General features: G+C 60.3%; 23 protein-coding genes and 1 pseudogene. 12 read left to right on the forward strand and 12 right to left on the reverse strand.

The window, feature by feature from the left end:
• Positions 1 to 21 precede the first annotated feature (21 nt).
• From ACIGDJ_RS19040 to ACIGDJ_RS19060, 5 genes are all read right to left on the reverse strand, one after another.
• Complete coding sequence (locus ACIGDJ_RS19040) at positions 22 to 1,185, reverse strand: gamma-butyrobetaine dioxygenase (protein ID WP_313004975.1); 1,164 nt, start codon at positions 1,183 to 1,185, stop codon at positions 22 to 24.
• A 21-nt stretch (positions 1,186 to 1,206) separates the two neighbouring features.
• Positions 1,207 to 1,683: a thioesterase family protein gene (locus ACIGDJ_RS19045; RefSeq protein ID WP_397478616.1), complete on the reverse strand. Its 477-nt coding sequence runs from the start codon at positions 1,681 to 1,683 to the stop codon at positions 1,207 to 1,209.
• A 134-nt stretch (positions 1,684 to 1,817) separates the two neighbouring features.
• Positions 1,818 to 2,783, reverse strand: a complete 966-nt coding sequence (locus tag ACIGDJ_RS19050; protein ID WP_101161061.1) for an L-carnitine dehydrogenase — start codon at positions 2,781 to 2,783, stop codon at positions 1,818 to 1,820.
• Between the two features lie 129 nt (positions 2,784 to 2,912).
• Positions 2,913 to 3,800 carry a 3-keto-5-aminohexanoate cleavage protein gene (locus ACIGDJ_RS19055; RefSeq protein ID WP_101161058.1) on the reverse strand — a complete coding sequence of 296 codons (888 nt, stop codon included), beginning with the start codon at positions 3,798 to 3,800 and terminating at the stop codon, positions 2,913 to 2,915.
• 121 nt (positions 3,801 to 3,921) lie between these two features.
• Positions 3,922 to 4,866, reverse strand: a complete 945-nt coding sequence (locus ACIGDJ_RS19060) for a choline ABC transporter substrate-binding protein (RefSeq protein WP_101161054.1) — start codon at positions 4,864 to 4,866, stop codon at positions 3,922 to 3,924.
• Between the two features lie 191 nt (positions 4,867 to 5,057).
• Between ACIGDJ_RS19060 and ACIGDJ_RS19065 the strand changes: the two are divergent.
• A pseudogene (locus tag ACIGDJ_RS19065) lies at positions 5,058 to 6,085 on the forward strand (GlxA family transcriptional regulator).
• Between the two features lie 12 nt (positions 6,086 to 6,097).
• Here ACIGDJ_RS19065 and ACIGDJ_RS19070 read toward each other — a convergent pair.
• Together ACIGDJ_RS19070 and ACIGDJ_RS19075 are read right to left on the reverse strand one after the other, a co-directional pair.
• Positions 6,098 to 6,514: a DUF3010 family protein gene (locus ACIGDJ_RS19070; protein ID WP_016772815.1), complete on the reverse strand. Its 417-nt coding sequence runs from the start codon at positions 6,512 to 6,514 to the stop codon at positions 6,098 to 6,100.
• Positions 6,515 to 6,561: 47 nt separating this feature from the next.
• Positions 6,562 to 6,963, reverse strand: coding sequence for a lysozyme inhibitor LprI family protein (locus ACIGDJ_RS19075; RefSeq protein WP_341638071.1), 402 nt, complete (start codon positions 6,961 to 6,963; stop codon positions 6,562 to 6,564).
• 231 nt (positions 6,964 to 7,194) lie between these two features.
• Between ACIGDJ_RS19075 and ACIGDJ_RS19080 the strand changes: the two genes are divergently transcribed.
• The 7 genes from ACIGDJ_RS19080 to ACIGDJ_RS19110 all read left to right on the forward strand — a co-directional run bounded on the left by ACIGDJ_RS19080 (position 7,195) and on the right by ACIGDJ_RS19110 (position 15,751).
• A complete protein-coding gene (locus tag ACIGDJ_RS19080) occupies positions 7,195 to 8,172 on the forward strand; it encodes a dipeptidase (RefSeq protein ID WP_007962626.1) in 978 nt (325 codons plus the stop codon).
• 78 nt (positions 8,173 to 8,250) lie between these two features.
• Positions 8,251 to 8,781 (forward strand): 4-vinyl reductase, encoded by a 531-nt coding sequence (locus tag ACIGDJ_RS19085; protein ID WP_186549244.1) that lies wholly within the window; start codon positions 8,251 to 8,253, stop codon positions 8,779 to 8,781.
• A gap of 15 nt (positions 8,782 to 8,796) precedes the next feature.
• Entirely contained in the window at positions 8,797 to 10,857 is a 2,061-nt protein-coding gene (gene dgcA / locus ACIGDJ_RS19090) for a dimethylglycine demethylation protein DgcA (RefSeq protein ID WP_397478615.1), read from the forward strand.
• A 158-nt stretch (positions 10,858 to 11,015) separates the two neighbouring features.
• The gene (dgcB, locus tag ACIGDJ_RS19095; RefSeq protein WP_397478614.1) at positions 11,016 to 12,965 is read left to right on the forward strand and encodes a dimethylglycine demethylation protein DgcB; all 1,950 of its coding nucleotides are present in this window, start codon (positions 11,016 to 11,018) and stop codon (positions 12,963 to 12,965) included.
• Positions 12,965 to 14,185, forward strand: coding sequence for an electron transfer flavoprotein subunit alpha/FixB family protein (locus ACIGDJ_RS19100; RefSeq protein ID WP_397478613.1), 1,221 nt, complete (start codon positions 12,965 to 12,967; stop codon positions 14,183 to 14,185). Before dgcB ends, ACIGDJ_RS19100 begins: the two co-directional genes overlap by 1 nt.
• Positions 14,186 to 14,194: 9 nt before the next feature.
• Positions 14,195 to 14,965, forward strand: a complete 771-nt coding sequence (locus ACIGDJ_RS19105) for an electron transfer flavoprotein subunit beta (RefSeq protein WP_101161040.1) — start codon at positions 14,195 to 14,197, stop codon at positions 14,963 to 14,965.
• Between the two features lie 219 nt (positions 14,966 to 15,184).
• Positions 15,185 to 15,751 (forward strand): GNAT family N-acetyltransferase, encoded by a 567-nt coding sequence (locus ACIGDJ_RS19110; RefSeq protein WP_397478612.1) that lies wholly within the window; start codon positions 15,185 to 15,187, stop codon positions 15,749 to 15,751.
• Positions 15,752 to 16,504: 753 nt separating this feature from the next.
• On the opposite strand, the gene gbcA is transcribed toward ACIGDJ_RS19110, so the two are convergent.
• Positions 16,505 to 17,800 carry a glycine-betaine demethylase subunit GbcA gene (gene gbcA / locus ACIGDJ_RS19115; protein WP_039757637.1) on the reverse strand — a complete coding sequence of 432 codons (1,296 nt, stop codon included), beginning with the start codon at positions 17,798 to 17,800 and terminating at the stop codon, positions 16,505 to 16,507.
• 296 nt (positions 17,801 to 18,096) lie between these two features.
• On the opposite strand from gbcA, the gene gbcB reads away from it, so the two are divergent.
• A complete protein-coding gene (gene gbcB, locus ACIGDJ_RS19120) occupies positions 18,097 to 19,197 on the forward strand; it encodes a glycine-betaine demethylase subunit GbcB (protein ID WP_016772824.1) in 1,101 nt (366 codons plus the stop codon).
• A gap of 58 nt (positions 19,198 to 19,255) precedes the next feature.
• On the opposite strand, the gene ACIGDJ_RS19125 is transcribed toward gbcB, so the two are convergent.
• The 4 genes from ACIGDJ_RS19125 to ACIGDJ_RS19140 form a co-directional block, all read right to left on the reverse strand.
• Complete coding sequence (locus tag ACIGDJ_RS19125) at positions 19,256 to 20,020, reverse strand: hypothetical protein (RefSeq protein WP_101161034.1); 765 nt, start codon at positions 20,018 to 20,020, stop codon at positions 19,256 to 19,258.
• Positions 20,017 to 21,480: a hypothetical protein gene (locus ACIGDJ_RS19130; protein ID WP_256589892.1), complete on the reverse strand. Its 1,464-nt coding sequence runs from the start codon at positions 21,478 to 21,480 to the stop codon at positions 20,017 to 20,019. The genes ACIGDJ_RS19125 and ACIGDJ_RS19130 overlap by 4 nt, the downstream gene beginning before the upstream one ends.
• On the reverse strand, positions 21,477 to 21,962 hold the full coding sequence (locus ACIGDJ_RS19135) for an Hcp family type VI secretion system effector (RefSeq protein ID WP_101161029.1): 486 nt from the start codon (positions 21,960 to 21,962) through the stop codon (positions 21,477 to 21,479). The genes ACIGDJ_RS19130 and ACIGDJ_RS19135 overlap by 4 nt, the downstream gene beginning before the upstream one ends.
• Positions 21,963 to 22,121: 159 nt before the next feature.
• Entirely contained in the window at positions 22,122 to 23,162 is a 1,041-nt protein-coding gene (locus ACIGDJ_RS19140; RefSeq protein ID WP_090286977.1) for a low specificity L-threonine aldolase, read from the reverse strand.
• Positions 23,163 to 23,288: 126 nt separating this feature from the next.
• On the opposite strand from ACIGDJ_RS19140, the gene ACIGDJ_RS19145 reads away from it, so the two are divergent.
• From ACIGDJ_RS19145 to ACIGDJ_RS19155, 3 genes are all read left to right on the forward strand, one after another.
• Entirely contained in the window at positions 23,289 to 23,999 is a 711-nt protein-coding gene (locus ACIGDJ_RS19145) for a TraX family protein (protein WP_101161026.1), read from the forward strand.
• Positions 24,000 to 24,254: 255 nt separating this feature from the next.
• The gene (gene glyA, locus ACIGDJ_RS19150) at positions 24,255 to 25,508 is read left to right on the forward strand and encodes a serine hydroxymethyltransferase (RefSeq protein ID WP_024014589.1); all 1,254 of its coding nucleotides are present in this window, start codon (positions 24,255 to 24,257) and stop codon (positions 25,506 to 25,508) included.
• A gap of 21 nt (positions 25,509 to 25,529) precedes the next feature.
• On the forward strand, positions 25,530 to 26,413 hold an 884-nt coding region (locus tag ACIGDJ_RS19155; protein WP_397504593.1), incomplete at its 3' end, for a sarcosine oxidase subunit beta family protein.

Below are 26,413 nucleotides of genomic sequence, written 5' to 3' on the forward strand. Positions count from 1 at the left end.
GCAAGCCAGCTTCCCACAGGTCTACCTCTGCAACACCAGAATCCGCGACAACAACTCATCCCGATCGACATAGCAGCCCTGAAAATGCCGCGCCCCGGTGGCCGGATCAAAGGCATTGCGCGCATGCAACGTGCGGCGGTTATCGAAGCACCACAACTCCCCCGGATTGAGCCGTTGCACCAGCCGAAACCGCGGCTCGCGGGTCATCGCGATAAGGCGTCGATAAGCTCGATAGAGCAACGGCATCTGCGCCACCGACGTATCGAACCCCCCGCGCAGGAAGTTGGCCATGCGAATTTCCGCCACCCGGCCCAGCGCATCCAAAGCGATGATTGGCGCCAGGCAGCGATAGTCGCTGTGCCGGTCCTTGTTGCGAAATTCCACGGGGATTTCACACAGGGCCTGAAACAGCTGCGGATCCTCCTGACGCAAGGCATCGGCGATCGCAAAGCCATCGACGAAAACACTCTCGCCGCCCTCGGCATCATTCACCAGGCAATGCAGAAATTGCAGCCCCGGTTGCAACTCACGAGTCGGTAGATCCGTGTGCAATGGCAGGTTGAATGCGGTGTAAGCGTTGCTGTCGGCATCGGCCTTGGACTGCACGTTGAACAGCACGCCAAAATTACTCTCGCGAATGAAGGAAATCCGTTGCGCGATGGATTTCAGCGAGCCGGGCTCGGTCGGCACGCCGCGCACTTGGGTCAGGCCGATGTCGCGCACGGCGAGCAACCATTGCAGCAGTGCAGCGTTGTCGTTCATCAGCGCGGTGTATTCGAACACCGGCAACTGCAGATCGCTGTGCCACAAACGGTTTTGCGGTTTACCGGCCAGGCGCTCGGCGCGGGATTGGTCGTCATAGGCGTGAGCGCGCAACCAGCCCGGGTCGAAGCGGCTGAGGTGACCGTCTTCCCAGTCGAGGCGCAGGCCGCCATCGGTGTCGATGCGCGTGGCCAGCGGTTGCAAATCCTCGGCGGCATCGACGCTTTCAAAGACCTGCTCGCGAGTGACGCTGTAGACACATTGATCACACGGGCAATTGTCGCGCAGCCAGACGTGGTGAAACGGGCTGACACGCCCGTCGGCCCATTCGATGACAACGCGATCCGCCAGACCCTGCACGCCACGCAGCGCGCTGATCAACGGATAAGTACGAAAATCGGCAACAGCGGCAGCGGTATTCATGGCGGCTCCTGATCGAAGGGATTACCGGGCGGGTGGCAGCGCGATCACGCGGCCGATGTAAGCAGGGGCGGGCAGGTCGGTCTGGTCAGCGACGATGGCTTGCAGGCGATGCAACGTATCGGGGCTGAACGGCGTTGAGCGCGGGCCGGCGAGGTCGACGTGCAGCAGCATCTGTTCATTGCCGGCCAGTTCCTGCGCATCACCGACCTTGTGCAGGCTGTGATAGAGATGCAGGCGTTTGTTGTCGTGGCCGATGATCTGCGTACGCACTTCGACCTCGCTGTCGAGCTTCACTTCGTGCAGGTAATTGAGGTGCAGTTCGAGGGTGAACAGCGAATGGCCGCTGGCTTCGCGGTTGTTGCTGTCCATGCCGAGACGATCCATCAGCGCGTCGGTGGCGTAGCTGAAGATCAGCAGGTAGAAGGCATCGCGCAGGTGGCCGTTGTAGTCGACCCAGTCGGCGATGATGGTGGTTTGGTAGGTGGTGAGGTGGGGCATTGCACGGCTCCGATGTTGATGTTGGCGGGACTGCAGCCTTCGCGAGCAAGCCCGCTCCCACACTGAATCTGCGTCGTTCACAACACCAATGTGGGAGCGGGCTTGCTCGCGAAGGGGCCAGACCTGCTGAATGGTTACTCGCTGAACGCCATCCCATGCTTCTCTTTGGTGGTTTTCACCGCCTCGAGCACCGCCAGCAGACAATCATCACGATAGCGCTCCAGCGCCGAAATGCTGTGCCGGCCAAGCTGATCGCTGGTGCCATCGACCACATCATCGATCAGCTTGTCGGTAAGCTCCGGTGCGGGCAGATACGTCCACGGCAATTGCAACGCCGGGCCGAATTGCGCCATGAAGTGACGCATGCCGGCATCGCCACCGGCCAGGGTGTAAGTCAAAAACGTACCCATGAACGACCAGCGCAAACCGGCGCCAAAGCGAATCGCATCGTCGATTTCGCCGGTGGTCGCCACGCCGTCATTGACCAGGTGCAGCGCCTCGCGCCACAGCGCTTCGAGCAGGCGATCGGCGATGAACCCGGGGACTTCCTTGCGCACATGCAGCGGGCGCATGCCGAGGGATTCGTAGACTTGCATCGCCGCTTGCACTGCCTCGGGCGCGGTGTGTTTGCCACCGACCACTTCCACCAGCGGTAACAGATAGACCGGGTTGAACGGATGCCCGACCACGCAACGCTCGGGGTGCGTCGAGCTCTCATAGAACTCGCTCGGCAACAGGCCTGAAGTGCTGGAGCCGATCAACGCATCGGGTTTGGCCGCGGCGCTGATTTTGCTGTGCAGATCGAGTTTCAGCTCCAGCCGCTCGGGGGCGCTTTCCTGAATGAAATCGGCGTCGCGTACGCACTCCTCGATGGTGGTGACAAAGCGCAGACGATCCTGCGAGGCGCCCGGCGCCAGGCCGCTCTTTTCCAAAGCTCCCCAGGCATTGGCCACGCGTTGGCGCAGTGCCGCTTCGGCGCCGGGCGCCGGGTCCCAGGCCACCACGTCGAGGCCATGGGCGAGGGCGCGCGCGACCCAGCCACTGCCAATGACACCGCTGCCGAGCGCGGCGAAGGTTTTGATTTCGGTGATAAAGCGCATAGGTTTTCCCTGATGGTCGAGGACCCTGTAGGAGCTGCCGAAGGCTGCGATCTTTTGATCTTGCTTCTAAAAATCAAAGGCAAAGATCGCAGCCTTCGGCAGCTCCTACAGGTGAAATGGGTGATGGGATCAGCCGCGCTGGGTCAGGCCCATTTTTTTGCGACCTTCCGCCGGGGTGAGCACGCGAGCGCCGAGGCGGCTGAGGATTTCCGTGGCGCGCTCAACCAATTGCCCATTGGTTGCCAGCACGCCTTTGTCCAGCCAAAGATTGTCCTCAAGCCCGACCCGCACGTTGCCGCCCAGCAGCACTGCTTGCGCCGCCATCGGCATCTGCATGCGGCCGATGCCGAAACCGGCCCACACCGCGTCGGCCGGCAGGTTGTCGACCATGGCTTTCATGGTGGTGGTGTCGGCCGGCGCGCCCCACGGGATGCCCAGGCACAGCTGGAACAGCGGGTTGTCGAGCAAGCCTTCCTTGATCATCTGCTTGGCGAACCACAGATGCCCGGTGTCGAAAATCTCCAGCTCGGCCTTTACGCCCAGCTCGGTGATGCGCTTGGCCCCGGCACGCAGTTGCGCCGGGGTGGAGACGTAAATGGTGTCGCCGTCGCCGAAGTTCAGCGTGCCGCAATCGAGGGTGCAGATTTCCGGCAGCAGCTCTTCAACGTGGGCGAGACGGGTCAGCGGGCCGACCAGATCGGTGTTCGGGCCGAACTCCATCGGGTTCTCGCCAGCGCCGATTTCCAGGTCTCCGCCCATCCCGGCGGTGAGGTTGACGATGATGTCGACGTCCGCCTCGCGGATGCGCTCCATGACTTCGCGGTACAGCGCCACGTCACGGCTGAACTTGCCGGTCTGCGGATCGCGGACATGGCAGTGCACGACGGTGGCGCCGGCCTTGGCCGCTTCCACCGCTGCTGCGGCAATCTGTTTCGGGGTGACCGGCACGTGTGGACTTTTGGCGCTCGTGTCGCCAGCACCGGTAAGTGCGCAGGTGATGATGACGTCGTGGTTCATGGTGCGTTTTCCTTCAGGCGTGATGGGTCTGTTCGCAGCCCGTGGCGGGGCTGCGAAGCGTCGTCAAATTCCCCTCTCCCTTGGGGAGAGGGTCAGGGTGAGCGGCTCTTCAATCGAGGGGTTATTTGCTGGTCAGTTGCAGATTTTCAGCGGCCGGTTTGCCATCGAAAGTCGTCACCCCTTCGAGCCAGCGCTGCTTGTCTTCGGGGTGATCCTTGAGCCATTGCTTCGCCGATTCGAAAGCGTCCTTGTGGTCAAGCAGCGGCTGCATCATCCGGCTCTCGTCTTCGGCGGTGAAGGTCAGGTTGGTCAGCAGACGGCCGATGTTCGGGCACTGCTCGGCGTACTTCGGCGCGGTGACCGTCCACACCGTGGCCATGCCTTCGTTCGGGCCGAGGGCGTCTTCGCTGCCGGTCAGGTAGGTCATCTGGATATTGACGTTCATCGGGTGCGGTGCCCAGCCGAAGAACACCACGGCTTCCTTGCGACGCACCGCGCGATCGACGGCGGCGAGCATGCCGGCCTCGCTCGATTCGACGAGCTGGAACTTGCCGAGGCCAAATTGGTTTTTGGCGATCATTGCCTTGATTTGCGTGTTGGCGCCCGAGCCTGGCTCGATGCCGTAGATCTTGCCGCCCAGTTCTTTCTGGAATTTGGCGATGTCGGCAAAGGTTTTCAAACCCTTGTCGGCGAGATAAGTCGGCACGGCGAGGGTCGCGCGGGCGTCTTTCAGGCTCGGTGCTTCGAGCACTTTGACCTGATTGGCTTCGACGAACGGCGTGATGGTCTGGGTCATCAGCGGGTTCCAGTAGCCGAGGAACAGGTCCAGGCGCTGGTCGCGAATCCCGGCGAAAATGATCTGCTGGGAGGCGCTGGTCTGTTTGGTGCTATAGCCGAGGCCGTCGAGCAGGACCTGGGTCATGGCACTGGTGGCGATCACGTCAGTCCAGTTGACCACGCCCATGCGCACGTTCTTGCAGGACGCCGGTTCGGCCGCCATCACGCCGGTGCTGAAGAAAGCGGTACCGCTGAGTGCAAGAACGCAGCTGCTGATCAGTCGTTTCATGTCGGGTTCCTCGGCAGTTCGATTATTGTGGTTCCCGGCATCTGCGCACCGGTGAGGCCAAGTTACGCAGCTATGCGCCCGTAAAAGCGCACTGCGGCGACTGGCAATTGCACTGTAGCGACCTGCGCGCTTGAATGCCGCCGGCAAACGGCGTATCAACGTTCCACGCGACCCGCCAACCGAGTGCGCCCATGTCTCAGGATTTCTACTTTTTGCTGATGCCGGGGTTCTCCGCCATCGGCTTTATCTCCGCAATCGAACCGCTGCGCGTGGCCAACCGCTTTCGCGGCGAGTTGTACCGCTGGCATGTGCTCAGCGCCGATGGCGGCGCGGTACTGGCGAGCAACGGCATGTCGGTCAACGCCGATGCGGCGCTGGAGCCGCTGAAGAAAGGCGCGACCTTGCTGGTGGTGGCCGGCTTCGAACCGCTGAAGTTCATCACGCCGACGCTGGAGCACTGGTTGCGCAGGCTGGATAAGGACGGCGTAACCCTCGGTGCGATCGACACCGGCAGCTTCGTCCTTGCCGAAGCAGGCCTGCTCGACGGCTATCGCCTGACCCTGCACTGGGAGGCGATCGATGCGTTCAGGGAATCTTATCCACAGCTCAGCGTGACCCAGGAGCTGTTCGAGATCGACCGCCGGCGGATCACTTCGGCGGGTGGCACGGCTTCTATCGACTTGATGCTCGACCTGATCGCCCAGGCCCACGGCCCGCAACTGGCGATTCAGGTCAGCGAGCAATTTGTGCTGGGGCGCATCCGCCCGCGCAAGGATCACCAGCGCATGGAAGTCGCCACGCGTTACGGCATCAGCAACAAGAAACTGGTGCAGGTGATCGGCGAGATGGAGCAGCACAGCGAACCGCCGCTGACCACGCTGCAACTGGCGGAGTCGATCAAGGTCACGCGGCGGCAACTGGAGCGCTTGTTCCGGCTGCATCTGAACGATACGCCGAGTAATTTCTATCTGCGCTTGCGCCTGGAAAAGGCCCGGCAGCTGTTGCGCCAGACCGACATGAGCGTGCTGGAAGTCAGCATTGCCTGCGGCTTTGAATCACCGTCTTATTTCACCCGCAGTTATCGCGCACGTTTCGCCCGCTGCCCGCGCGAGGATCGGCGTACCGCACAGGCCTGAAAGTCAAAAGATCGCAGCCTTCGGCAGCTCCTACAGGGAAATGCATTCCAATGCAGGAGCTGCCGGAGGCTGCGATCTTTTGATCTTGCTCTTGGTTACTTTTTCACCAACGCCGAGCACGCCGCTTTATAAGCCTCATGCTGATATTTGTTCAAAGTCCCCGGCAGCTCGAAATTGTGCTTCTTGGCCTGCGCATTGATCGTCTGCGGCGACAGCAGCGTCACCTCACAACCATCCAGCAACTGAAATACGCCCTCAATCTTGAACGTCGTCGGCCCCCCGGCAAACTCACCCTTCTTGCTGCGCTTCTTGATCGCAATCCGGTCCACCGAGTTCTCGCGCACAAACGACGCCACCTGCGCCGCGAACCGCCGCACGTTCGCCGCCTCGTCATCGTCATCCAGAGCAATCTTTTTCGTGGCGAGTGGGACATGGCTCAAGGTCGAACCGTCGAGCGCAGCCACGGCGATGATCGCTTCGCTGCCTTTGATTTCAATGCCGCAGATGTTCATGGGAATCCTTAGACTGGCTTAAGAGGTTCAGCTTACAGCTCAAACACTCACTCCTGCCCGATCGACTCCAAAAACTCCGACCGTTCATCACTCATCCGCGCCACACAATCGTTCTGCGCAATGGTGAACGCTTTGCTGCCTGCGGTCGCCGGAAACGCTTCCACTGCGCAATCGGCGTCGCGGGTTTTCAGCCATTGCTGCTGGGCGGTTTTCAGTTTGGCGGTGATGTCGGCCAGTTGCGTCGGGTTCTTGCCGTACGCGGCCTGCATGCGTTCGTTGAGGCTGGCGTAGTTGTCCTTGAGCAGGTCTTCGGCGGTGCTGCGGCTGTAGGCGGAGCATTCCAGGGTCTGGATGTCGTTTTCCACCGCGTCGCACGGGTTGTTCTCGGACTCTTCGGCGGCGTGGACGCCGGTCGCAATCAATGCCAGGGCGAGGAAGATCGATTTCATTGGGGTCGCTCTAATCCGTGGGTAGGTGCAGGCTGCGGCAGATTCTGGCGCAAGCGCGCGGGCTTGAACAGCCAGCCGAGGAGGGCGGCTGACGACCCTTTGTCGCGGATTGACGCTTTCGGCAATTCCCCTGTCGTTTTTGCACCCGGTCGCCCCGACACCGAGGCATATGCTGGCCCCAAAGCGCCGGCAGACGATTCGGCGCATGAATCGCCAATAAGGGGACGCCTGATGAGCCCAGCCGAATTACACGCCGACAGCATCGTTATCGACGGTCTGATCATTGCCAAATGGAACCGCGAGCTGTTCGAAGACATGCGCAAGGGCGGTCTGACGGCAGCCAACTGCACTGTGTCGGTGTGGGAAGGCTTTCAGGCGACCGTGAACAACATCGCCGCCAGCCAGAAGCTGATCCGCGAAAACAGCGACCTGGTGATGCCGGTGCGCACCACCGCCGACATCCGTCGCGCCAAGGAGCAGGGCAAGACCGGCATCCTCTTCGGCTTCCAGAATGCCCACGCTTTCGAAGACCAGATCGGCTATGTCGAGGTGTTCAAGCAGCTCGGCGTTGGCATCGTGCAGATGTGCTACAACACCCAGAATCTGGTCGGCACCGGTTGCTACGAGCGTGACGGCGGCCTGTCGGGTTTTGGTCGCGAGATTGTCGCCGAGATGAACCGCGTCGGCGTCATGTGCGACCTGTCCCACGTCGGTTCCAAGACCTCCGAAGAAGTCATTCTCGAATCGAAAAAACCGGTCTGCTACTCGCACTGCCTGCCATCGGGTCTCAAAGAGCATCCGCGCAACAAGTCCGATGCAGAGCTGAAGTTCATTGCCGACCACGGCGGTTTCGTCGGCGTGACCATGTTCGCGCCGTTCCTCGCCAAGGGCATCGATTCGACCATCGACGATTACGCCGAAGCCATTGAATACACCATGAACATCGTCGGCGAAGACGCCATCGGTATCGGCACCGATTTCACTCAGGGTCACGGCCAGGACTTCTTCGAATACCTGACCCACGACAAGGGTTACGCCCGCCGCCTGACCAGCTTCGGCAAGATCATCAACCCGCTGGGCATCCGCACCGTCGGCGAATTCCCCAACCTCACCGAAACCCTGCTCAAGCGCGGCCATTCCGAACGCGTGGTGCGCAAGATCATGGGCGAGAACTGGGTGAACGTTTTGAAAGATGTCTGGGGCGAATAAGCCGCCGCACTTCTGAATCCTTTCCCGCGGCCATCCGCGCCGGGGGCAACACACAAAATTTTCTGGAGTTAAGTTTCCATGGCCAAGATCGCCCCGCAATTGCCTATCGAAGTCGACAGCGAGACCGGTGTCTGGACCTCCGACGCCCTGCCGATGCTCTACGTGCCACGTCATTTCTTCGTCAACAACCACATGGGCATCGAAGAAGTATTGGGCGCTGACGCCTACGCCGAAATCCTCTACAAGGCCGGCTACAAATCCGCCTGGCACTGGTGTGAAAAGGAAGCCGAATGCCATGGCCTGGAAGGCGTCGCGGTGTTCGAGCACTACATGAAGCGCCTGTCGCAGCGCGGCTGGGGTCTGTTCAAGATCCAGGACATCGACCTCGACAAAGGCACCGCCAGCGTCAAGCTCGAGCACTCGGCATTCGTCTATGTCTACGGCAAGGTCGGGCGCAAGGTCGATTACATGTTCACCGGCTGGTTTGCCGGCGCCATGGACCAGATCCTCGAAGCCCGTGGCAGCAAGATCCGTACTGTGGCCGAACAAGTCTACGGAGGCTCCGAAGAGGGCCACGATGACGGCTTGTTCATCGTCAAGCCGTTGTAAGCCGAGGACCGTGCCATGGCTTTCGAAGCAATGTTCCAGCCGATCCAGATCGGCAAACTGACCATCCGCAACCGCGTGCTCAGCACCGCGCACGCCGAGGTCTACGCGACTGACGGCGGCATGACCACCGACCGCTACGTCAAATACTACGAAGAGAAAGCCAAGGGCGGCATCGGCCTGGCCATCTGCGGTGGTTCGTCCGTGGTGGCGATCGACAGCCCGCAGGAATGGTGGAGTTCGGTCAATCTGTCCACCGACCGGATCATTCCGCACTTCCAGAATCTGGCCGACGCCATGCACAAGCATGGCGCCAAGATCATGATCCAGATTACCCACATGGGTCGTCGCTCGCGCTGGGACGGTTTCAACTGGCCGACCCTGATGTCGCCCTCGGGCATCCGTGAACCGGTGCACCGCGCCACTTGCAAAACCATCGAGCCGGAAGAGATCTGGCGAGTGATCGGCAACTACGCCCAGGCCGCGCGCCGGGCCAAGGCCGGCGGTCTGGATGGTGTCGAACTGTCGGCCGTGCACCAGCACATGATCGACCAGTTCTGGAGCCCGCGCGTCAACAAGCGCACCGATGAATGGGGCGGCAGCTTCGAGGGGCGGATGAAGTTCGGTCTCGAAGTACTCAAAGCCGTGCGCGCCGAGGTCGGTGACGACTTCTGCGTCGGCATACGTCTGTGCGGTGACGAGTTCCATCCGGACGGCTTGTCCCACGAGGACATGAAGCAGATCGCCAAGTATTACGACGACACCGGCATGCTCGATTTCATCGGCGTGGTCGGCTCGGGTTGCGACACCCACAACACCCTGGCCAACGTTATTCCGAACATGAGTTATCCACCGGAGCCGTTCCTGCACCTGGCTGCCGGGATCAAGGAAGTGGTCAAGGTGCCGGTGTTGCACGCGCAGAACATCAAGGACCCGAACCAGGCCACGCGCATCCTTGAAGGCGGTTACGTCGATATGGTCGGCATGACCCGCGCGCACATCGCTGACCCGCACCTGATCGCCAAGATCAAGATGGGCCAGATCGACCAGATCAAACAGTGCGTCGGCGCCAACTATTGCATCGACCGCCAGTATCAGGGTCTCGATGTGCTGTGCATCCAGAACGCCGCGACCTCCCGTGAATACATGGGCGTGCCGCACATCATCGAGAAATCCACCGGGCCGAAACGCAAAGTGGTGATCGTTGGCGCCGGCCCTGCGGGGATGGAAGCCGCACGCGTGGCTGCCGAGCGTGGCCACGACGTGACCCTGTTCGAGAAAAAAGAATTCATCGGCGGGCAAATCACCACCGCATCGAAAGCACCGCAGCGCGACCAGATCGCCGGCATCACCCGCTGGTTCCAGCTGGAACTGGCGCGGCTGAAAGTCGATCTGCGCTTGGGCACGGCGGCGGATGCCGACACCATCATGGACCTGCGTCCGGACGTGGTGGTGCTGGCGGTCGGCGGCCATCCGTATCTTGAGCAGAACGAGCACTGGGGCGCGGCTGAAGGGCTGGTGGTCAGCAGCTGGGACGTGCTCGACGGCAAAGTTGCGCCGGGCAAGAACGTGCTGGTCTACGACACCATTTGCGAGTTCACCGGGATGTCGGTCGCCGACTTCCTCGCGGACAAGGGCAGCCAGGTCGAGATCGTCACCGACGACATCAAACCGGGCGTGGCCATTGGCGGTACGTCGTTCCCGACCTACTACCGCAGCATGTACCCGAAAGAAGTGATCATGACCGGCGACATGATGCTGGAAAAGGTCTACCGCGAAGGCGACAAGCTGGTGGCGGTGCTGGAGAACGAATACACCGGCGCGAAAGAGGAGCGGGTGGTCGATCAGGTGGTCGTCGAAAACGGCGTGCGCCCGGACGAGGAAATCTACTACGCGCTCAAGGACGGCTCGCGCAACAAGGGCCAGATCGACGTCGAAGCGCTGTTCGCGATCCAGCCGCAACCTTCGCTGAGCGAAGCGGGCGACGGCTACTTGCTGTTCCGTATCGGCGACTGCGTGGCGCAGCGTAATACCCACGCCGCGATCTATGACGCCCTGCGACTCTGCAAGGATTTCTAACGAGGTGAACTCGGTCAAATGTGGGAGCGGGCTTGCTCGCGAAAGCGATGTACCAGGCACTGGATGCATCGACTGACACGCCGCCTTCGCGAGCAAGCCCGCTCCCACATTACGGGCCAGTTTGACGGTAGACCTGTGTGGTCTTTGGGAGCTTCACCATGTTGAACACCCTTCTTCCAATCCTGTTGTTCGCAGCCTTGGGCCTTGCTGTCCTCGGCGCGTTGCGGCGGATGAACATGTGGCGCCGGGGGCGGACGGCGAAGGTCGATCTGCTCGGCGGTCTGCTGGCCATGCCCAAGCGCTACATGGTCGACCTGCACCACGTCGTGGCGCGGGACAAATACATTGCCAACACCCACGTCGCCACGGCGGGCGGTGCGGTGGCGTCGATCGTGCTGGCGATTCTGGTGCACGGTTTCGGCCTGCATAACCGCATCCTCGGTTACGCCTTGTTGCTGATGTCGGCAGTAATGTTCGTCGGCGCGATCTTCATGTACCTGCGCCGCGTCAATCCGCCTGCACGTCTGTCGAAAGGCCCTTGGATGCGCCTGCCGAAAAGCCTGCTGGCCTTCTCCGCGTCGTTTTTCCTGGTGACCCTGCCGGTGGCCGGGATCCTGCCGGAAAACTTCGGCGGTTGGGTGCTCGCCGCCATTCTCGGTATTGGCGTGTTGTGGGGCGTGTCGGAACTGTTCTTCGGCATGACCTGGGGCGGGCCAATGAAACACGCCTTCGCCGGTGCCCTGCATCTGGCCTGGCACCGCCGCCCGGAACGTTTCGGTGGCGGGCGCTCGACCGGTTTGAAGCCGCTGGATCTGAACAATCCCGATGCGCCGCTGGGCGTGGAAAAACCCAAGGATTTCACCTGGAACCAATTGCTCGGTTTCGACGCCTGCGTGCAGTGCGGCAAGTGCGAAGCGGCGTGCCCGGCGTTCGCCGCCGGCCAGCCGTTGAACCCGAAAAAACTGATTCAGGATATGGTCGTCGGCCTCGCGGGCGGCACCGATGCAAAATTCGCCGGTAGCCCGTATCCAGGCAAACCGATCGGCGAACACGGCGGCAATCCGCATCAACCGATCGTCAACGGCCTGGTCGATGCCGAAACCCTGTGGTCGTGCACCACGTGCCGCGCCTGCGTTGAGGAATGCCCGATGATGATCGAGCACGTCGATGCGATCGTCGACATGCGCCGGCATCTGACCCTGGAAAAAGGCGCGACGCCGAACAAGGGCGCCGAAGTGCTCGAAAACCTCATCGCCACCGACAACCCCGGCGGTTTCGCCCCGGGCGGGCGGATGAACTGGGCGGCGGACCTGAACCTCAATCTGCTCAGCGAGAAGCAATCCACCGACGTGCTGTTCTGGGTCGGCGACGGCGCTTTCGACATGCGCAACCAGCGCACCTTGCGAGCCTTCGTCAAGGTGCTGAAGGCGGCGAAAATCGACTTTGCCGTGCTCGGCCTTGAAGAACGTGACAGCGGCGATGTGGCGCGGCGTCTCGGCGACGAGGCGACGTTCCAGTTGCTGGCCAAGCGCAACATCCAGACCCTGGCCAAATACAGCTTCAACCGCATCGTTACCTGCGACCCGCACAGTTTCCATGTGTTGAAAAACGAGTACGGGGCCTTCGACGGCAACTATCTGGTGCAGCACCACAGCACCTACATGGCGGAAATCATTCAGGCCGGCGCGCTCAACCTCGGTCAGCACAGAGGCAACAGCGTGACCTATCACGACCCGTGCTACCTGGGCCGCTACAACGGCGAGTACGAAGCGCCGCGCGAAGTGCTGCGCGCGCTCGGCATCGAAGTCAAAGAGATGCAGCGCTCCGGTTTCCGCTCGCGCTGCTGTGGCGGTGGCGGTGGCGCGCCGATCACGGACATTCCGGGCAAACAGCGCATTCCCGATATGCGCATGGACGACATCCGCGAGACCGGCGCCGAACTGGTGGCCGTGGGTTGTCCACAATGCACGGCGATGCTCGAAGGCGTGGTCGAACCGCGTCCGCTGATCAAGGACATTGCCGAGCTGGTCGCCGACGCGCTGCTCGAGGACGCCGCGCCAAGCAAGCCTGCCACCCCGGCCAAACGTGAACCTGCGGAGGTGCACTGATGAGCGACATTATCCGCCGCGACCCGCGCGCCGAATGGATTGCGCGCAACCGCCTGCATCCGCTGCACGCGGCCATGCAACCGGCGCAACACAGCTGGATGGGGCCTAATGGCGTTATCCGCAAGAACCTGCATGGCATCGGTTTTATCGGCCCTAACGGCATCAAACGCATTGACCGCAGCGGCGCGCAGCAGGGTGGGGCGGTCAAACGTTCGGCTGCTGTTGAAGTGCAGTTGCCGCTGCATCAGGTACCGGCTCCGGCGTTCTACATCAGTGTGGTGCCGGATATGGTCGGTGGCCGCCTGAGCAGTCACGACCGCGATCTGCTGGGCCTCGCTCATCAACTGGCCGGCACGGACGGCGCGGTGTTGGCGGTGGTGTTTGGCGAGCATAAGGAATCCGCTTTCGAAACCGCCGGCGTCGACCGCTTGCTGGTACTCGAGGGCGACGAGTTCAGCGGTTATGCACCGGAACAACGGGTGCAAGGGCTGCGGGCTGTGGATAACCAGTTCAGTCCGCGCCACTGGCTGCTGCCGGACAGTCGCAGCGGTGGCGGCGAACTCGGCCGGCGCTTTGCTGCGGCACTGGGCGAACGCCCGGCAACGCGGGTCTGGCAAGTCAAGGATCAGCAGTGCATCGGCCGCGCTGGCGCCGGGCTGCAAGACCTCGCCCGTCCGGTCGCGCGGTTGATTCTGGCCGCTGCCGAATGCGCAGAACCGGTCAGCGAAACCCATCACGAAGCGTTGCCAGTGAAGTTATCCACAAGCGTGGCGCGCAGCCTGTCGCGGATCGAAGATCTCGGCGCCGTAGCGGTGGACCCGGGCGCGATTCCGATGGCCGAAGCCGAATTCATTTTCTCCGGTGGCAACGGCGTGAAGGACTGGTCGCTGTTCCACGAGACCGCCGCTGCACTCGGCGCCACCGAGGGCGCGTCGCGGGTCGCCGTGGACGATGGCTTCATGGCCCGCGATCGCCAGGTCGGCGCGTCCGGCACCTGGGTCACGGCGCGGGTGTATGTCGCGGTGGGTATCTCCGGGGCGATCCAGCATCTGCAAGGTATCGGCGCCTGCGACAAGGTGGTGGCGATCAACCTCGATCCAGGCTGCGACATGATCAAACGCGCCGATCTTTCGGTGATCGGCGAAAGCGCAGCGATTCTGCAAGCGTTGATCGAAGCGGTCGCGGCTTACCGCAACGAAGCCAAGCGCGATGCGGCTTAAGGAAACCCTATGAACACGAACGTTATCAGTCTGGTTTCGATCGGCGCCCACCCGACCTCCGGCCGGCCACGGCGCGCCGAACAGGACGCCCGCGCGGTCGAACTGGGCCTGCAACTGGCTGGGGATAACCTGCAAGTGCTGCACGCCGGTGATGTTGCCGAACCGGCATTGCGTGCGTATTTGGGCATGGGCCTGGAGCAGATGCACGTGCTTGAACAACCGGCTGGCGCTGATGCGTTGCCGGCGCTGACCGCATACCTGCGCGATGCCGGCGCGCAGGTGGTGCTGACCGGCAGCCAGGCGGAAACCGGGGAAGGCTCGGGGATGTTGCCGTTCCTGCTGGCTGAAAGTCTGGGCTGGCCACTGGTGGTGGGCCTGGCGCAGGTCGAATCGATCAATGACGGCTCGGCGTTGGTCCTGCAAGCGTTGCCGCGCGGGCAGCGGCGGCGCTTGAAGGTGAAACTGCCGTTTCTGGCGACTGTGGATAACGCCGCGCCGAAGCCTCGGCAAAGTGCTTACGGACCGGCGCGACGGGGCGAGTTACAGGCTGATGAAGTTGAGGTGGTGGATGACCAACTCCTGGCCGTCGCCACGCTGCAACCGGCCAAGCCACGGCCCAAGCGTTTGAAAGTGATCAAGGCCAAGAGCGGGGCTGACCGGATGAAAGCCGCTACCGCAAAAGCCAGTGGCGGCGGTGGGCAAGTGCTCAAAGGCGTCACTGCGCAGGCGGGTGCCGAAGCGATTCTCAAACTCCTCATCGAAGAAGGTGTTGTCCGCTGACACTGCACCCAATTCCTTGTGGGAGCGGGCTTGCTCGCGATAGCAGTGTGTCGGGCGACATTGATGTTGACTGACTCGGCCTCTTCGCGAGCGAGCCCGCTCCCACAGGTGCGTGTTCGGCAGGCTGTCATTTGTTGACATGGAAAAACCTCCGCATTCCTTTGCGATCAGCTTCAACCACAGGTTAAAACCCCAACTCGAACGCGAGGAGTCAAGTGAATGGCTGTTGAGTTTCGACCTGCCCGTCGCACGGATGCGCGCGATATCGCACGTTTGTTTCAGATTTCGTCGGAGGGCGCTTCGGATTACATCTGGAGCCAGTTGGCGGCGCCCGGAGAGGCGCTGCTGGACGTCGGGGAGCGACGTTATGCCCGCGACGATGTGGATTTTTCCTGGCAGAACTGTCTCATCGCCGAGGCGGAAGGGGGCGTCGTTGGCATGATGCACAGTTACGCCATGCGCGAAGATCCTGAACCGACGCCGCCCACCGATCCGGTACTGGCGCCGTATGCGGATATGGAAGTGCTGGATTCGTTGTACATCTCCAGCCTGGCGCTGCACGAAGGCTGGCGCAACCAAGGGTTGGGTGTGCAGTTTCTTCGGCATGCCAAGAAGCGCGCCGAGCAGTTCGGACTGAATGGTCTGAGCCTGATCGACTGTGCGGCCAACACTGGCGCGCGCCGCTTTTATGAGCGTCATGGCTTCGGCATTGTCAAAACCTGCCAAGTTGTTCCCCATCCGATGATACGGGTAACGGGCGAAGCCCTTTTGATGTACCGAGCATGAATCAGGTTATCCACTCCTGAGGGGTTACACACAATCGCTGTTGGTCAGTCTGTGGATAACGTGTTCGTCCCTCGCTGCAAGCCATATCCGCCGCGGCTTGCAGGCCTCAGATCAAAAAACAATCAATCTAAGTGGCGGTTTTTACAGAGTTTTCCACGGGATAACGCTTCGAGTTGCCCCCAATCTCTGTTGGCGCCTCTGTGGATAAGATGTTCGTCGTCTGCCAAGAGCCTTATAAATCGAGGCCTACAAAGAATTGCTCAGATTTTGCTCAAATGGAGCTCTGCTGCAACGAAATCCTCTTGAGCGCGGGTTTTTCCCGAGTTTCATGCGCTTTTCCACAGACGAGACAAAGTTACCCCCGTTCTCTGTTGGCGCTTCTGTGGATAACGTGTTCGCTACCCGCTACGGGCCTTATTTTGCGTGGCTTACAGCGAGCTGATCAAAAAACAATCAGACGTTTTGGCGATCCGTGCTTTTGCAAAAGTCACGGTTTTTCTTTGCAAATCAGCAGGATAATTTCCGACTCACACACAGTTACCCCCATTTGCTGTGGGTGGGCATGTGGATAAGTTGTTCGCGGAAGGCTGGAGGGCTTGGTGGGTATGGGTGGGGGGTGGTTGATCAGAAATTGTGCAATCTGCTTTGGGGGTGTGGTATTTGGCAGGACGCCTTCGCGAGCAAGCCCGCTCCCACAGCTGGAATGCATTCCAGCTGTAGGAGCTGCCGAAGGCTGCGATCTTTTGCTCTTGATCAGCCCTGAACCGGTACGCCTTTGAGATAAGGCGCAGGCTCGGCCCCGAGGTTGTTCAGCATCCGCTCGCTGTACCAATCGACGAAGTTGACCACGCCAAACTCGTAAGTCTTCGAGTAAGGCCCTGGCTGGTAGGCCGTGGAGTTGATCCCGCGCTGGTTTTCTTCAGCCAGACGCCGGTCCTGATCGTTGGTCGCGTCCCACACCTGACGCATGCGCTCAACGTCGTAATCGACACCTTCCACCGCGTCTTTGTGCACCAGCCACTTGGTGGTAACCATGGTTTCCTGGGCGCTGATCGGCCAAACGGTGAAGACGATGATGTGATCGCCCATGCAGTGGTTCCACGAATGCGGCAGGTGCAGGATGCGCATCGAGCCCAGGTCCGGGTTCTTGATCCGGCCCATCAGTTTCGCGCAGCCTTGCTTGCCGTCGAGGGTCATCGACACGGTGCCCTTGAGCAGCGGCATGCGCACGATACGGTTGCGCAAGCCGAAACTGGCGTGGGCGTAAGGGATCTTCTCGGCTTCCCAGGCAGCGGCGGAGGCGGCGACGTGATCCTTGAACGCCTGATCGGCGCGCGGGTCGGTGACGTCGTCCCACTCCAGCAGGGTCTTCAGCAGCTCCGGGTGCGACGCGTTGCAGTGGTAGCACTCGCGGTTGTTTTCCAGCACCAGTTTCCAGTTGGCCTTTTCCATCAAGGTGGTGGTGATCGCCACCTTGGTGTTCTCCATGTCGTACGGTTCCATGTAGTGGTTGAGCGTCGACAGGAAATCATCGATGGCCGGCGGGTTTTCCGCCAGGCTGATGAAGATGTAGCCACCGGCGGTTTTCACGTTCACCGGTTTGAGGCCGTACTGCTTCATGTCGAAGTCGGCGCCCATCTCGGTGCCGGCGAACAGCAGGCGCCCGTCCAGTTCATACGTCCACTGGTGGTAGTGGCAGACCAGTTTCGCGACCTTGCCTTTTTCACTGGTGCACAGGCGCGAGCCACGGTGGCGGCAGACGTTGTGGAAGGCATGCACCACACCTTCGGCGCCGCGAATGACGATGATCGGGTTCTTGCCGATCTGCAAAGTCAGGTAGTTGCCCTTGGCCGGGATTTCGCAGGTCATGCCGGCGATCAACCACTCTTTCTGAAAGATCTCCTGCATGTCGATATCGAACAGGCGCTCGTCGCTGTAGAACGGCTGCGGCAGGGAAAAGGTCCGCTCGCGTTCCTGGAGCATTTGTGCGGTGGCCTTGCGTGCGGGTTCCAGCGGATCGCCCAGGCTGATTTTTGCGGTGACGTCCATCGATGTAATCCTCATGGCCCTCTGCGTGGCCGGCGAAAGTGGCTGATCAGGTGTACTGCAAAACGGTTGCTACGCAAGGTGTAAAGAAATCGTCTTGTGTTGGGGCGAGTGTGGGGCCGGCGCTGCCCCGAACCTTATCCATGGGCGACATGGTGCAATCTGTTCCCGACGCGCAAGGCCCGGTGTTCAAGGGCTGGTCGCGATAAGTATGTCAATGTCGCGGATAGGTAAACGCACGGTCTGCGCTATACGCAGAATCGCCGACAAGAGGCCGACAGTCGGCCGTGGAGAACAGCATGTCCAACAGCTTCCTGAATCCGGTCACCACCCAGACCTGGGCCAATGGCCGACACATTGTCCGTTGCGTCAAAGTCATCCAGGAAACCTGGGATGTGCGCACCTTCTGCTTTATGGCCGACCAGCCGATCCTGTTCTTCTTCAAGCCGGGGCAGTTCGTCACCCTTGAGCTGGAAATCGAAGGCCAGCCGATCATGCGCTCGTACACGATTTCCAGCTCGCCGTCGGTGCCGTACAGCTTCTCTGTGACAATCAAACGCGTGCCGGGCGGCAAGGTCTCGAACTGGCTGCACGACACCCTGCATGAAGGTCAGGAGCTGGCGGTGCACGGCCCGGTCGGGCTGTTCAACGCGATCGACTTCCCGAGCCCGAAAGTCCTGTACCTGAGCGGCGGCGTCGGCATCACCCCGTGCATGTCGATGGCGCGCTGGTTCTACGACACCAACGCCAACGTCGACATGACCTTCGTGCACAGCGCGCGCTCGCCGAAAGACATCATTTACCACCGCGAGCTTGAGCACATGGCGTCGCGGATCGATAACTTCAGCCTGCACCTGATCTGTGAGAAGCACGGCCTCGGTGAGCCCTGGGCTGGTTATCGCGGTTATCTGAATCACAAGATGCTCGAACTGATGGTGCCGGATTTCCTCGAGCGCGAAGTGTTCTGCTGCGGCCCGACGCCGTACATGACCGCAGTCAAGCGCTTGCTGGAAGCGGCCGGCTACGACATGTCGCGCTATCACGAAGAATCTTTCGGCGCCACGCCACCCGAGGCGCGTGCCGACGCGGTGGAGCAGGCCGAGCAAGCCGCCGATGCGCCGGAAATCGACGCGGCGGATCTGCACCAGGTCGAATTCACCGCTTCTGGCAAGAGCATCCGTGTCGGCCCGGGCGAAACCGTGCACGCAGCCGCCGCCAAGCTCGGCCTGATGATCCCCAAAGCCTGCGGCATGGGCATTTGCGGGACATGCAAGGTGATGAAACTGGGCGGCGAAGTGGAGATGGAACACAACGGCGGGATTACCGAGGACGACGAGGCGGAAGGATTTATCCTGTCGTGCTGCAGCGTGCCGAAGGGGGATGTGCGGATTGAGTTTTAAATAGCCATGAACTTGGGTCGATCTCCTAAATGAGGAGATCGACCGGGAAAGTGCAATTTCAAATCAGCCCGAACAAAGCGAGCAGGCCGAAGCCCACAAAGGCAAAGCCAAATATTTGCTGGTATTTATTCAGTGTGAGCAGGTCGCGTTTGAGTTTTGGCGGGAAATTCTTAACGTCTCTTGCGCTGACTTTGCCTTGAGAAATGTACCGTGCGGGTTTTTTGAGGATGCCGAAAATCTCACCCAACATATAAATACGTCCCCCCAGGCCCGCTTGCCATAACATGAGCAAAGACGATGTGATTGAACTGCGTTTCAGGCTATTTAGGATCGTTTCCAGTCTTCTCTTGGCGGTATAAAGTAAAATTCCATTTACCACTAAAAGACCTGTGAAACTCACCAGTGTCATGATCACAATTGGATCTTTTACGATATTGTTAATTTGATCTACGGATGAGCTTATTCCCAAGCACATCATAATTGCAAAAAAAATGAAAACCAGTTTGTATAAAATAATCAGGTTCTTTTTCAGTTTTTTGGGGAAGTTTTCGAAGTCTTTCGCGCAAAGTTTTCCGGTGTAAATGTAAAGTTCAGGGTTTCGCATGATGTCGAACACTTCTCCCATCATGTAGATTTTGCCCCAAGGACCTCCGTGCCAAAGCATTATCAGTCTGCTCGAAATAGAACTGTTTGTTAGATGGTTCAATATGGTTTCGGTCTTTGTTTTCGCGACATATAACATCACTCCTATCAAAATAAATATGCCGACGAAGTCTACAATACCAATCAACAAGAATATTTTCTCTGAAGTACGAAGAGTCATTTAACAGCCTCGTATACTTTCTGTGCGATCCGTTCGCCGCCTTTCTCGCCCAAAGTCCCGCCGGCGTAATTTCCGAGTCCTGCCAGTAGCGCACTGCAAAGTACAGTGCCAAGCCCGCCTGTCGGGAGGCCAGCGCCTACGCAAATCGTTGAGGCAGTCAAGCTTACGAGCGCGCCGGCAACCATTCCGCCACCCACACCACCCAAAAAGCTTCCGCTCTCCGTGAACTTCACTTTTTCACATGCCTCCGCGCTTCCGTGCATGCAGACATCCTGCACCTTTAAGGCGGAGGCGCCACCACCCACCGCTGTACCGATCCAGCCGCCATATTTAACGTACTGTGATGCTTGGCTGACTGCCCGAATATGCGTGGCATAACCTGGGTTCTGGCCGATGCCGCCGGCTTTTCGCCAGTGGTGCACAAGATAGGGATGATCAATGCCTAGAGTGGTCTTCAGGCTCGGGTAATCGGGGATGCCAATACTCTGTCGGGTGAACCGATTGAGTTGGACGTCCAGCTTTTTGAGTAATTGGTCACGCTTGTTTATGAATTCTTCAGAGACCCGGTGGTTTTTTGCGTCCAGCGTATGAACATGCAGCTGCTCAAGATCCGCGAGGACATTTTTTATGCCATCCAGATGATTGGCTGCCATGGCCGTGACGACCCCGATCACTTTTGATTCATAGGCGAGTGCGGTCTGGATCACGCCATAGTGCTGCGCCATGAAATCCGCTTCTTCCAAGGTCAGTGGTTCCAGCGTCGCACTGACGAAACGGGCGGTCTGCATCAGCAATGCTTCTTCGTATGTGCATTGCTGATTGTCAGGGTCGCTCAGCACGATCATCGAACCCGCTTTAATCATGTCCGGGTTCGGATTCAGACTCCTGAATCTGGCGATGACATTCGGGTTGGCGGAGGGGAGCAGTTGTGCCTCAAGCTTCTCGGCGACAATGCTTTTCGGCACGATGTAAAACCCCGGCTCTGACGGGGCCGGACGATCTTGCGGCCAGTGCTCGCTGGGGAAGAACTTCAAGTCGTTGACGGGGTGAGGGCTGCGCGCGGTGCTGCTGTTATTGACGCGTGCCACCCTGAGGTTCTGCTGATGAATCGCGCGCAGCAACCTGTCTGGATCGGAGCGCGAGGCAGGCTGCCTGAGCATCGATAATGGGCTTTTTTTTACCCCTTCAGGAACGGCACCTTTGGTGCCGCGTACCAGAACTCTGGATTGGTTCAGAAGATGACGCTGTTCCTGTGCAAGGGCGTCAAGGCCCATGTCCGCTGAAAGGCGGCCGCTGGCGACATCATCGACAATGCCCTTGGCGAAGCGCGCGACCTCCTGATTGAACTGCACGCGCGCACTGCCGAATGCCAGATGACGTGAGCCGACTGTCTGTGCCTGTGCGAGCAGCTTGCCGGCAGCGTGTCGAACGTCGCTGAGGTCGTGGCGTTGATCGCTCAACCTTCTTCGCCCCATGAGGCATGGCCACTGGTCCCGGCGAGGTGATGCACCCAGCTGATACCACGATAACGAATGGCGACCTGCTCCTGAGGCTCAGCGTCGCTGTGCAGAATGACGTGGGGCATATCCAGGTTCAGTTCGGTGAGCACCGCACCGTCGATCGAGACAGAAAAGTATTTTTCCTGCTGACCCTGAGGGGAGGTTCGGTAGAAGTTGATCTTGCAGTCGATCTCTTCACGGTTGGCCAGTGCCTGGGCCAGCAGCGGTGAAGATTTGTCGACGACTTTGGTGACAATGACCGGCGCGTGGGTGGCTCGGTGAGAGTTGTCGAGGTTGGCGAGGTTGTGGCTGTACGACAGCACCATGATTTGATCGGTGTGTGCCGCCTGATATCTGTTGCCGACCGAATCAGGCGTTGAGCAGCCTGCCGAAATCAGCCCTTGGGTCTTGCCCATGATCGTCATGTAGCCGGGAATTGCCATCGCGTGCGCTCCTTGAATCGGGAGCGGGCAGTCTATGGCGGGTTTTTTGTGCTTTCTGTAGGCCTTGGTGTAGTCCGATTCTGAAAATGCAGGTCTGCGACGCGCAGCCTCTGGGTTGCATTCCCGTGCTGAGCATGGGAATGCAACTAGGGAGGGGAATCAGGCCGACATGACCTCGCGAATATCGCGCGCCAGTTCGCGCACGCGCTCTTCTTCGGTGTCCCAGGAGCACATGAATCGTGCGCCGCCCTTGCCGATGAAGGTGTAGAAACGCCAGTTCTTTGCAGTCAACGCAGCGATGGCCGGTTCCGACAGTTGCAGGAACACGCCGTTGGCCTGGACCGGGAACATCAGTTCGACGCCGGGAATGTCGCTGACCAGTTCGGCCAGTAGCTGCGCGCAGTGGTTGGCGTGGCGGGCGTATTTGAGCCAGGCGCCGTTTTCCAGAATGCCGACCCAGGGCGCCGACAGGAAGCGCATTTTCGACGCCAGTTGCCCGGCCTGTTTGCAGCGGTAATCGAAGTCTTCGGCCAGTTTGTGGTTGAAGAACAGAATCGCCTCGCCCACGGCCATGCCGTTTTTCGTGCCGCCAAAGCACAGCACATCGACGCCGGCCTTCCAGGTTAGATCCGCCGGCGAGCAGCCAAGGAATGCGCAGGCGTTGGAAAACCGCGCGCCGTCCATGTGCAGGTGCAGGCCCAGCTCTTTGCAGGTGGCGCTGATCGCGCGGACTTCTTCCGGGGTGTAGACGCTGCCGACTTCAGTGGCCTGGGTCAGGGTGACGACGCGCGGTTTCGGGTAATGAATGTCCTGGCGCTTGAGTGCGACTTCGCGGATCGACTGCGGAGTGATCTTGCCGTTTTCGGTGCCGGCAATCAGCAGTTTCGAACCGTTGGAAAAGAATTCCGGAGCGCCGCATTCGTCGGTTTCGACGTGGGCGGTTTCCGAGCAGATCACGCTGTGGTAACTCTGGCACAGCGACGACAGGGCCAGCGAGTTGGCGGCGGTGCCGTTGAAGGCGAAGAACACTTCGCAGTCGGTTTCGAACAGGTTGCGGAAATGATCGGCCGCACGGGCGGTCCATTCATCGTCGCCGTAAGCGCGCTGGTGGCCGTGGTTGGCCTGTTCCATGGCTGCCCAGGCTTCAGGGCAGATACCGGAATAGTTGTCGCTGGCGAATTGTTGGCTCTTGTCGGTCATGGCCGGCTTCCGTAATCGAGACTCTTGTGAAGGCTCGTGGTCAATGAGGATGCGCACTTTACCGAAGATCTTCCGGGGAGCACATGCAATGTCGGGTGGGGAAAATTACCAGTTTATGGGCCGATTATGCACCTGAGCCAACGCGACGGTGCGCTGGACCTGCTCAAGTGGTTGGCGCTGCTGAGCATGTTGCTCGATCATCTGCGATATGTCGGCTTCTCCGTCGACTGGTTGTTTGTGCCAGGTCGCCTGGCGTTTCCATGGTTTTGCCTGGCGATGGCGGCGAATCTGGCGCGCGACGGTTCGCGGAAGATGGAGTGGCGATATCTGAGCTGGCTGTTGCTGTTCAGTGCCATCAGTGAAATTCCTTATCGCTTGTACATTCCCGAGCCTGACACGTTGAACGTGATGCCGACTCTGGCGTTGGGGCTGCTGGTGGCGCGGGGTTGGCAGGATTCGGCATCGATTTCGCGGTTGCTCGCATTGGCCGCGCTGGTAGCTGGGGCGTTTTTTTCAGATCGGCTGATGTTCGGTTTCTTCGGCGTGCTGCTGCCGTTGGCGATGCTGCTGATATTTCGGCGGCCGTTGTATTTCAGTCTGTTGCCGGGGCTGGTCTGTCTGGCGGCGAACCAATGGCAGGTGTTGCTCGAATCGGCGCGGTTCGGCAACTGCGTGGCGATTCTCGGTCTGGCGACGTGTCTGTTTGCGCCAGTGCTGGGAATGTTCCTGTTGCGACATCTGCGACACCTTCAGCCGCCAGCGATGCGGCGCTGGGCGTATGCGCTTTATCCGGCGCATTTCCTCCTGCTGCTCGCCGCCCGCCAGTTGATCGCATAACCCCTGTAGGAGCTGCCGAAGGCTGCGATCTTTTGATCTTCAAAGTCAAAGTCAAAAGATCGCAGCCTTCGGCAGCTCCTACAGGGGAACGCATTGTCCAGTCATTTCCAGCCATGTCGTAAACGCACCTTTGCGTGGCGCCCGCAGGCATTTGACCACTCGAAGCCGGCCATACCATCGCATCAAAGGGCACCGCTGCGATTGCCGGTGCCTTACCGAGACGAATGGCGCACAGATGCCGCTGGGAGAGACGCGATGTTCAGCAAGCAAGACCAGATCCAGGGTTACGACGATGCACTGCTGGCGGCGATGAATGCCGAGGAGCAACGTCAGGAAGATCACATCGAGCTGATCGCGTCGGAGAACTACACCAGCAAGCGCGTCATGCAGGCGCAAGGCAGCGGCCTGACCAACAAATACGCCGAAGGCTATCCGGGCAAGCGCTATTACGGCGGCTGCGAGCACGTGGACAAAGTCGAAGCGCTGGCGATCGAACGCGCCAAGCAACTGTTCGGCGCCGATTACGCCAACGTCCAGCCGCACTCCGGTTCTTCGGCCAACAGCGCGGTGTACCTGGCGCTGATCCAGCCGGGCGACACCATTCTCGGCATGAGCCTGGCCCACGGCGGTCACCTGACCCACGGCGCGAAAGTGTCGTCTTCGGGCAAGCTCTACAACGCCGTGCAGTACGGCATCAACACCGACACCGGGCTGATCGACTACGACGAAGTCGAGCGTCTGGCCGTCGAGTGCAAGCCGAAAATGATCGTCGCCGGGTTCTCCGCTTACTCGAAGACACTGGACTTCCCGCGCTTCCGTCAGATCGCGGACAAGGTTGGCGCGCTGCTGTTCGTCGACATGGCTCACGTCGCCGGTCTAGTGGCTGCCGGCCTGTACCCGAACCCGCTGCCGTACGCCGACGTGGTCACCACCACCACCCACAAAACCCTGCGCGGTCCGCGTGGCGGGCTGATCCTGGCCAAGTCCAACGAAGAAATTGAAAAGAAGCTCAACGCTGCAGTGTTCCCCGGCGCCCAGGGTGGCCCGCTGATGCACGTCATCGCCGGTAAGGCGGTGTGCTTCAAGGAAGCGCTGGAGCCGGGTTTCAAGGCCTATCAGCAACAAGTGATCGACAACGCTCAGGCGATGGCCAGCGTGTTCATCAAGCGTGGCTACGATGTGGTCTCCGGCGGCACCGACAACCATCTGTTCCTGGTCAGCCTGATCCGTCAGGGCCTGACCGGCAAGGACGCCGACGCTGCGCTGGGCCGTGCGCACATCACCGTGAACAAGAACGCCGTGCCGAACGACCCGCAGTCGCCGTTCGTGACCTCGGGCCTGCGCATCGGCACCCCGGCGGTGACCACGCGCGGCTTCAAGGTCAGCCAGTGCGAAACCCTCGCCGGCTGGATCTGCGACATCCTCGACAACCTCGGCGACGCCGATGTCGAGGCCAATGTCGCCCAGCAGGTCTCGGCCCTGTGCGCAGACTTCCCGGTTTATCGCTGAGTCGGTTTTGGAGTAATGACTATGCAACGCTATTCCGGCTTCGGCCTGTTCAAACACTCGCTCAGCCACCACGAAAACTGGCAGCGCATGTGGCGCACGCCCACCCCGAAAAAAGTCTACGACGTGGTCATCGTCGGCGGCGGCGGGCACGGCCTGGCGACGGCCTACTATCTGGCCAAGGAGCACGGCATCACCAACGTCGCCGTGGTCGAGAAGGGCTGGCTCGGCGGCGGTAACACCGCGCGCAACACCACCATCGTGCGTTCCAACTACCTGTGGGACGAGTCGGCGCACCTGTACGAACACGCGATGAAGTTGTGGGAAGGCCTGTCGCAGGACCTCAACTACAACGTGATGTTCTCCCAGCGCGGCGTCTACAACCTGTGCCACACCCTGCAGGACATCCGGGATTCGGAACGTCGGGTCAGCGCCAACCGCCTCAACGGCGTGGATGGTGAACTGCTCAACGCCAAGCAAGTGGCAGACGAAATTCCGTACCTCGATTGCTCAAAAAATACCCGCTACCCGGTAATGGGCGCCACGGTGCAGCGTCGCGGCGGCGTGGCCCGTCACGATGCCGTGGCCTGGGGCTTCGCGCGTGCCGCCGATGCCTTGGGCGTGGACCTGATCCAGCAGACCGAAGTGATCGGTTTCCGCAAGGAAAACGGCGTGTGCATCGGCGTGGAAACCAACAAGGGCTTCATTGGCGCCAAGCGCGTCGGCGTGGTCACTGCCGGTAACTCCGGGCACATGGCCAAGCTCGCCGGCTTTCGCCTGCCGATCGAATCCCACCCGCTGCAAGCGCTGGTGTCGGAGCCGATCAAGCCGATTATCGACAGCGTGATCATGTCCAACGCCGTGCACGGCTACATCAGCCAGTCCGACAAAGGCGACCTGGTGCTCGG

The organism is Pseudomonas sp. NPDC079367 (assembly GCF_044542195.1).
In the GTDB taxonomy this organism is placed as follows: Bacteria; Pseudomonadota; Gammaproteobacteria; order Pseudomonadales; family Pseudomonadaceae; genus Aquipseudomonas.

Coding starts and splice junctions, on each gene's coding strand:
- ACIGDJ_RS19040 (WP_313004975.1), bottom strand. CDS start 1,185: ATGAATACCGCTGCCGCTGTTGCCGATTTTCGTACTTATCCGTTGATC.
- ACIGDJ_RS19045 (WP_397478616.1), bottom strand. CDS start 1,683: ATGCCCCACCTCACCACCTACCAAACCACCATCATCGCCGACTGGGTC.
- ACIGDJ_RS19050 (WP_101161061.1), bottom strand. CDS start 2,783: ATGCGCTTTATCACCGAAATCAAAACCTTCGCCGCGCTCGGCAGCGGT.
- ACIGDJ_RS19055 (WP_101161058.1), bottom strand. CDS start 3,800: ATGAACCACGACGTCATCATCACCTGCGCACTTACCGGTGCTGGCGAC.
- ACIGDJ_RS19060 (WP_101161054.1), bottom strand. CDS start 4,866: ATGAAACGACTGATCAGCAGCTGCGTTCTTGCACTCAGCGGTACCGCT.
- ACIGDJ_RS19070 (WP_016772815.1), bottom strand. CDS start 6,514: ATGAACATCTGCGGCATTGAAATCAAAGGCAGCGAAGCGATCATCGCC.
- ACIGDJ_RS19075 (WP_341638071.1), bottom strand. CDS start 6,963: ATGAAATCGATCTTCCTCGCCCTGGCATTGATTGCGACCGGCGTCCAC.
- ACIGDJ_RS19080 (WP_007962626.1), top strand. CDS start 7,195: ATGAGCCCAGCCGAATTACACGCCGACAGCATCGTTATCGACGGTCTG.
- ACIGDJ_RS19085 (WP_186549244.1), top strand. CDS start 8,251: ATGGCCAAGATCGCCCCGCAATTGCCTATCGAAGTCGACAGCGAGACC.
- dgcA (WP_397478615.1), top strand. CDS start 8,797: ATGGCTTTCGAAGCAATGTTCCAGCCGATCCAGATCGGCAAACTGACC.
- dgcB (WP_397478614.1), top strand. CDS start 11,016: ATGTTGAACACCCTTCTTCCAATCCTGTTGTTCGCAGCCTTGGGCCTT.
- ACIGDJ_RS19100 (WP_397478613.1), top strand. CDS start 12,965: ATGAGCGACATTATCCGCCGCGACCCGCGCGCCGAATGGATTGCGCGC.
- ACIGDJ_RS19105 (WP_101161040.1), top strand. CDS start 14,195: ATGAACACGAACGTTATCAGTCTGGTTTCGATCGGCGCCCACCCGACC.
- ACIGDJ_RS19110 (WP_397478612.1), top strand. CDS start 15,185: ATGGCTGTTGAGTTTCGACCTGCCCGTCGCACGGATGCGCGCGATATC.
- gbcA (WP_039757637.1), bottom strand. CDS start 17,800: ATGGACGTCACCGCAAAAATCAGCCTGGGCGATCCGCTGGAACCCGCA.
- gbcB (WP_016772824.1), top strand. CDS start 18,097: ATGTCCAACAGCTTCCTGAATCCGGTCACCACCCAGACCTGGGCCAAT.
- ACIGDJ_RS19125 (WP_101161034.1), bottom strand. CDS start 20,020: ATGACTCTTCGTACTTCAGAGAAAATATTCTTGTTGATTGGTATTGTA.
- ACIGDJ_RS19135 (WP_101161029.1), bottom strand. CDS start 21,962: ATGGCAATTCCCGGCTACATGACGATCATGGGCAAGACCCAAGGGCTG.
- ACIGDJ_RS19140 (WP_090286977.1), bottom strand. CDS start 23,162: ATGACCGACAAGAGCCAACAATTCGCCAGCGACAACTATTCCGGTATC.
- ACIGDJ_RS19145 (WP_101161026.1), top strand. CDS start 23,289: ATGCACCTGAGCCAACGCGACGGTGCGCTGGACCTGCTCAAGTGGTTG.
- glyA (WP_024014589.1), top strand. CDS start 24,255: ATGTTCAGCAAGCAAGACCAGATCCAGGGTTACGACGATGCACTGCTG.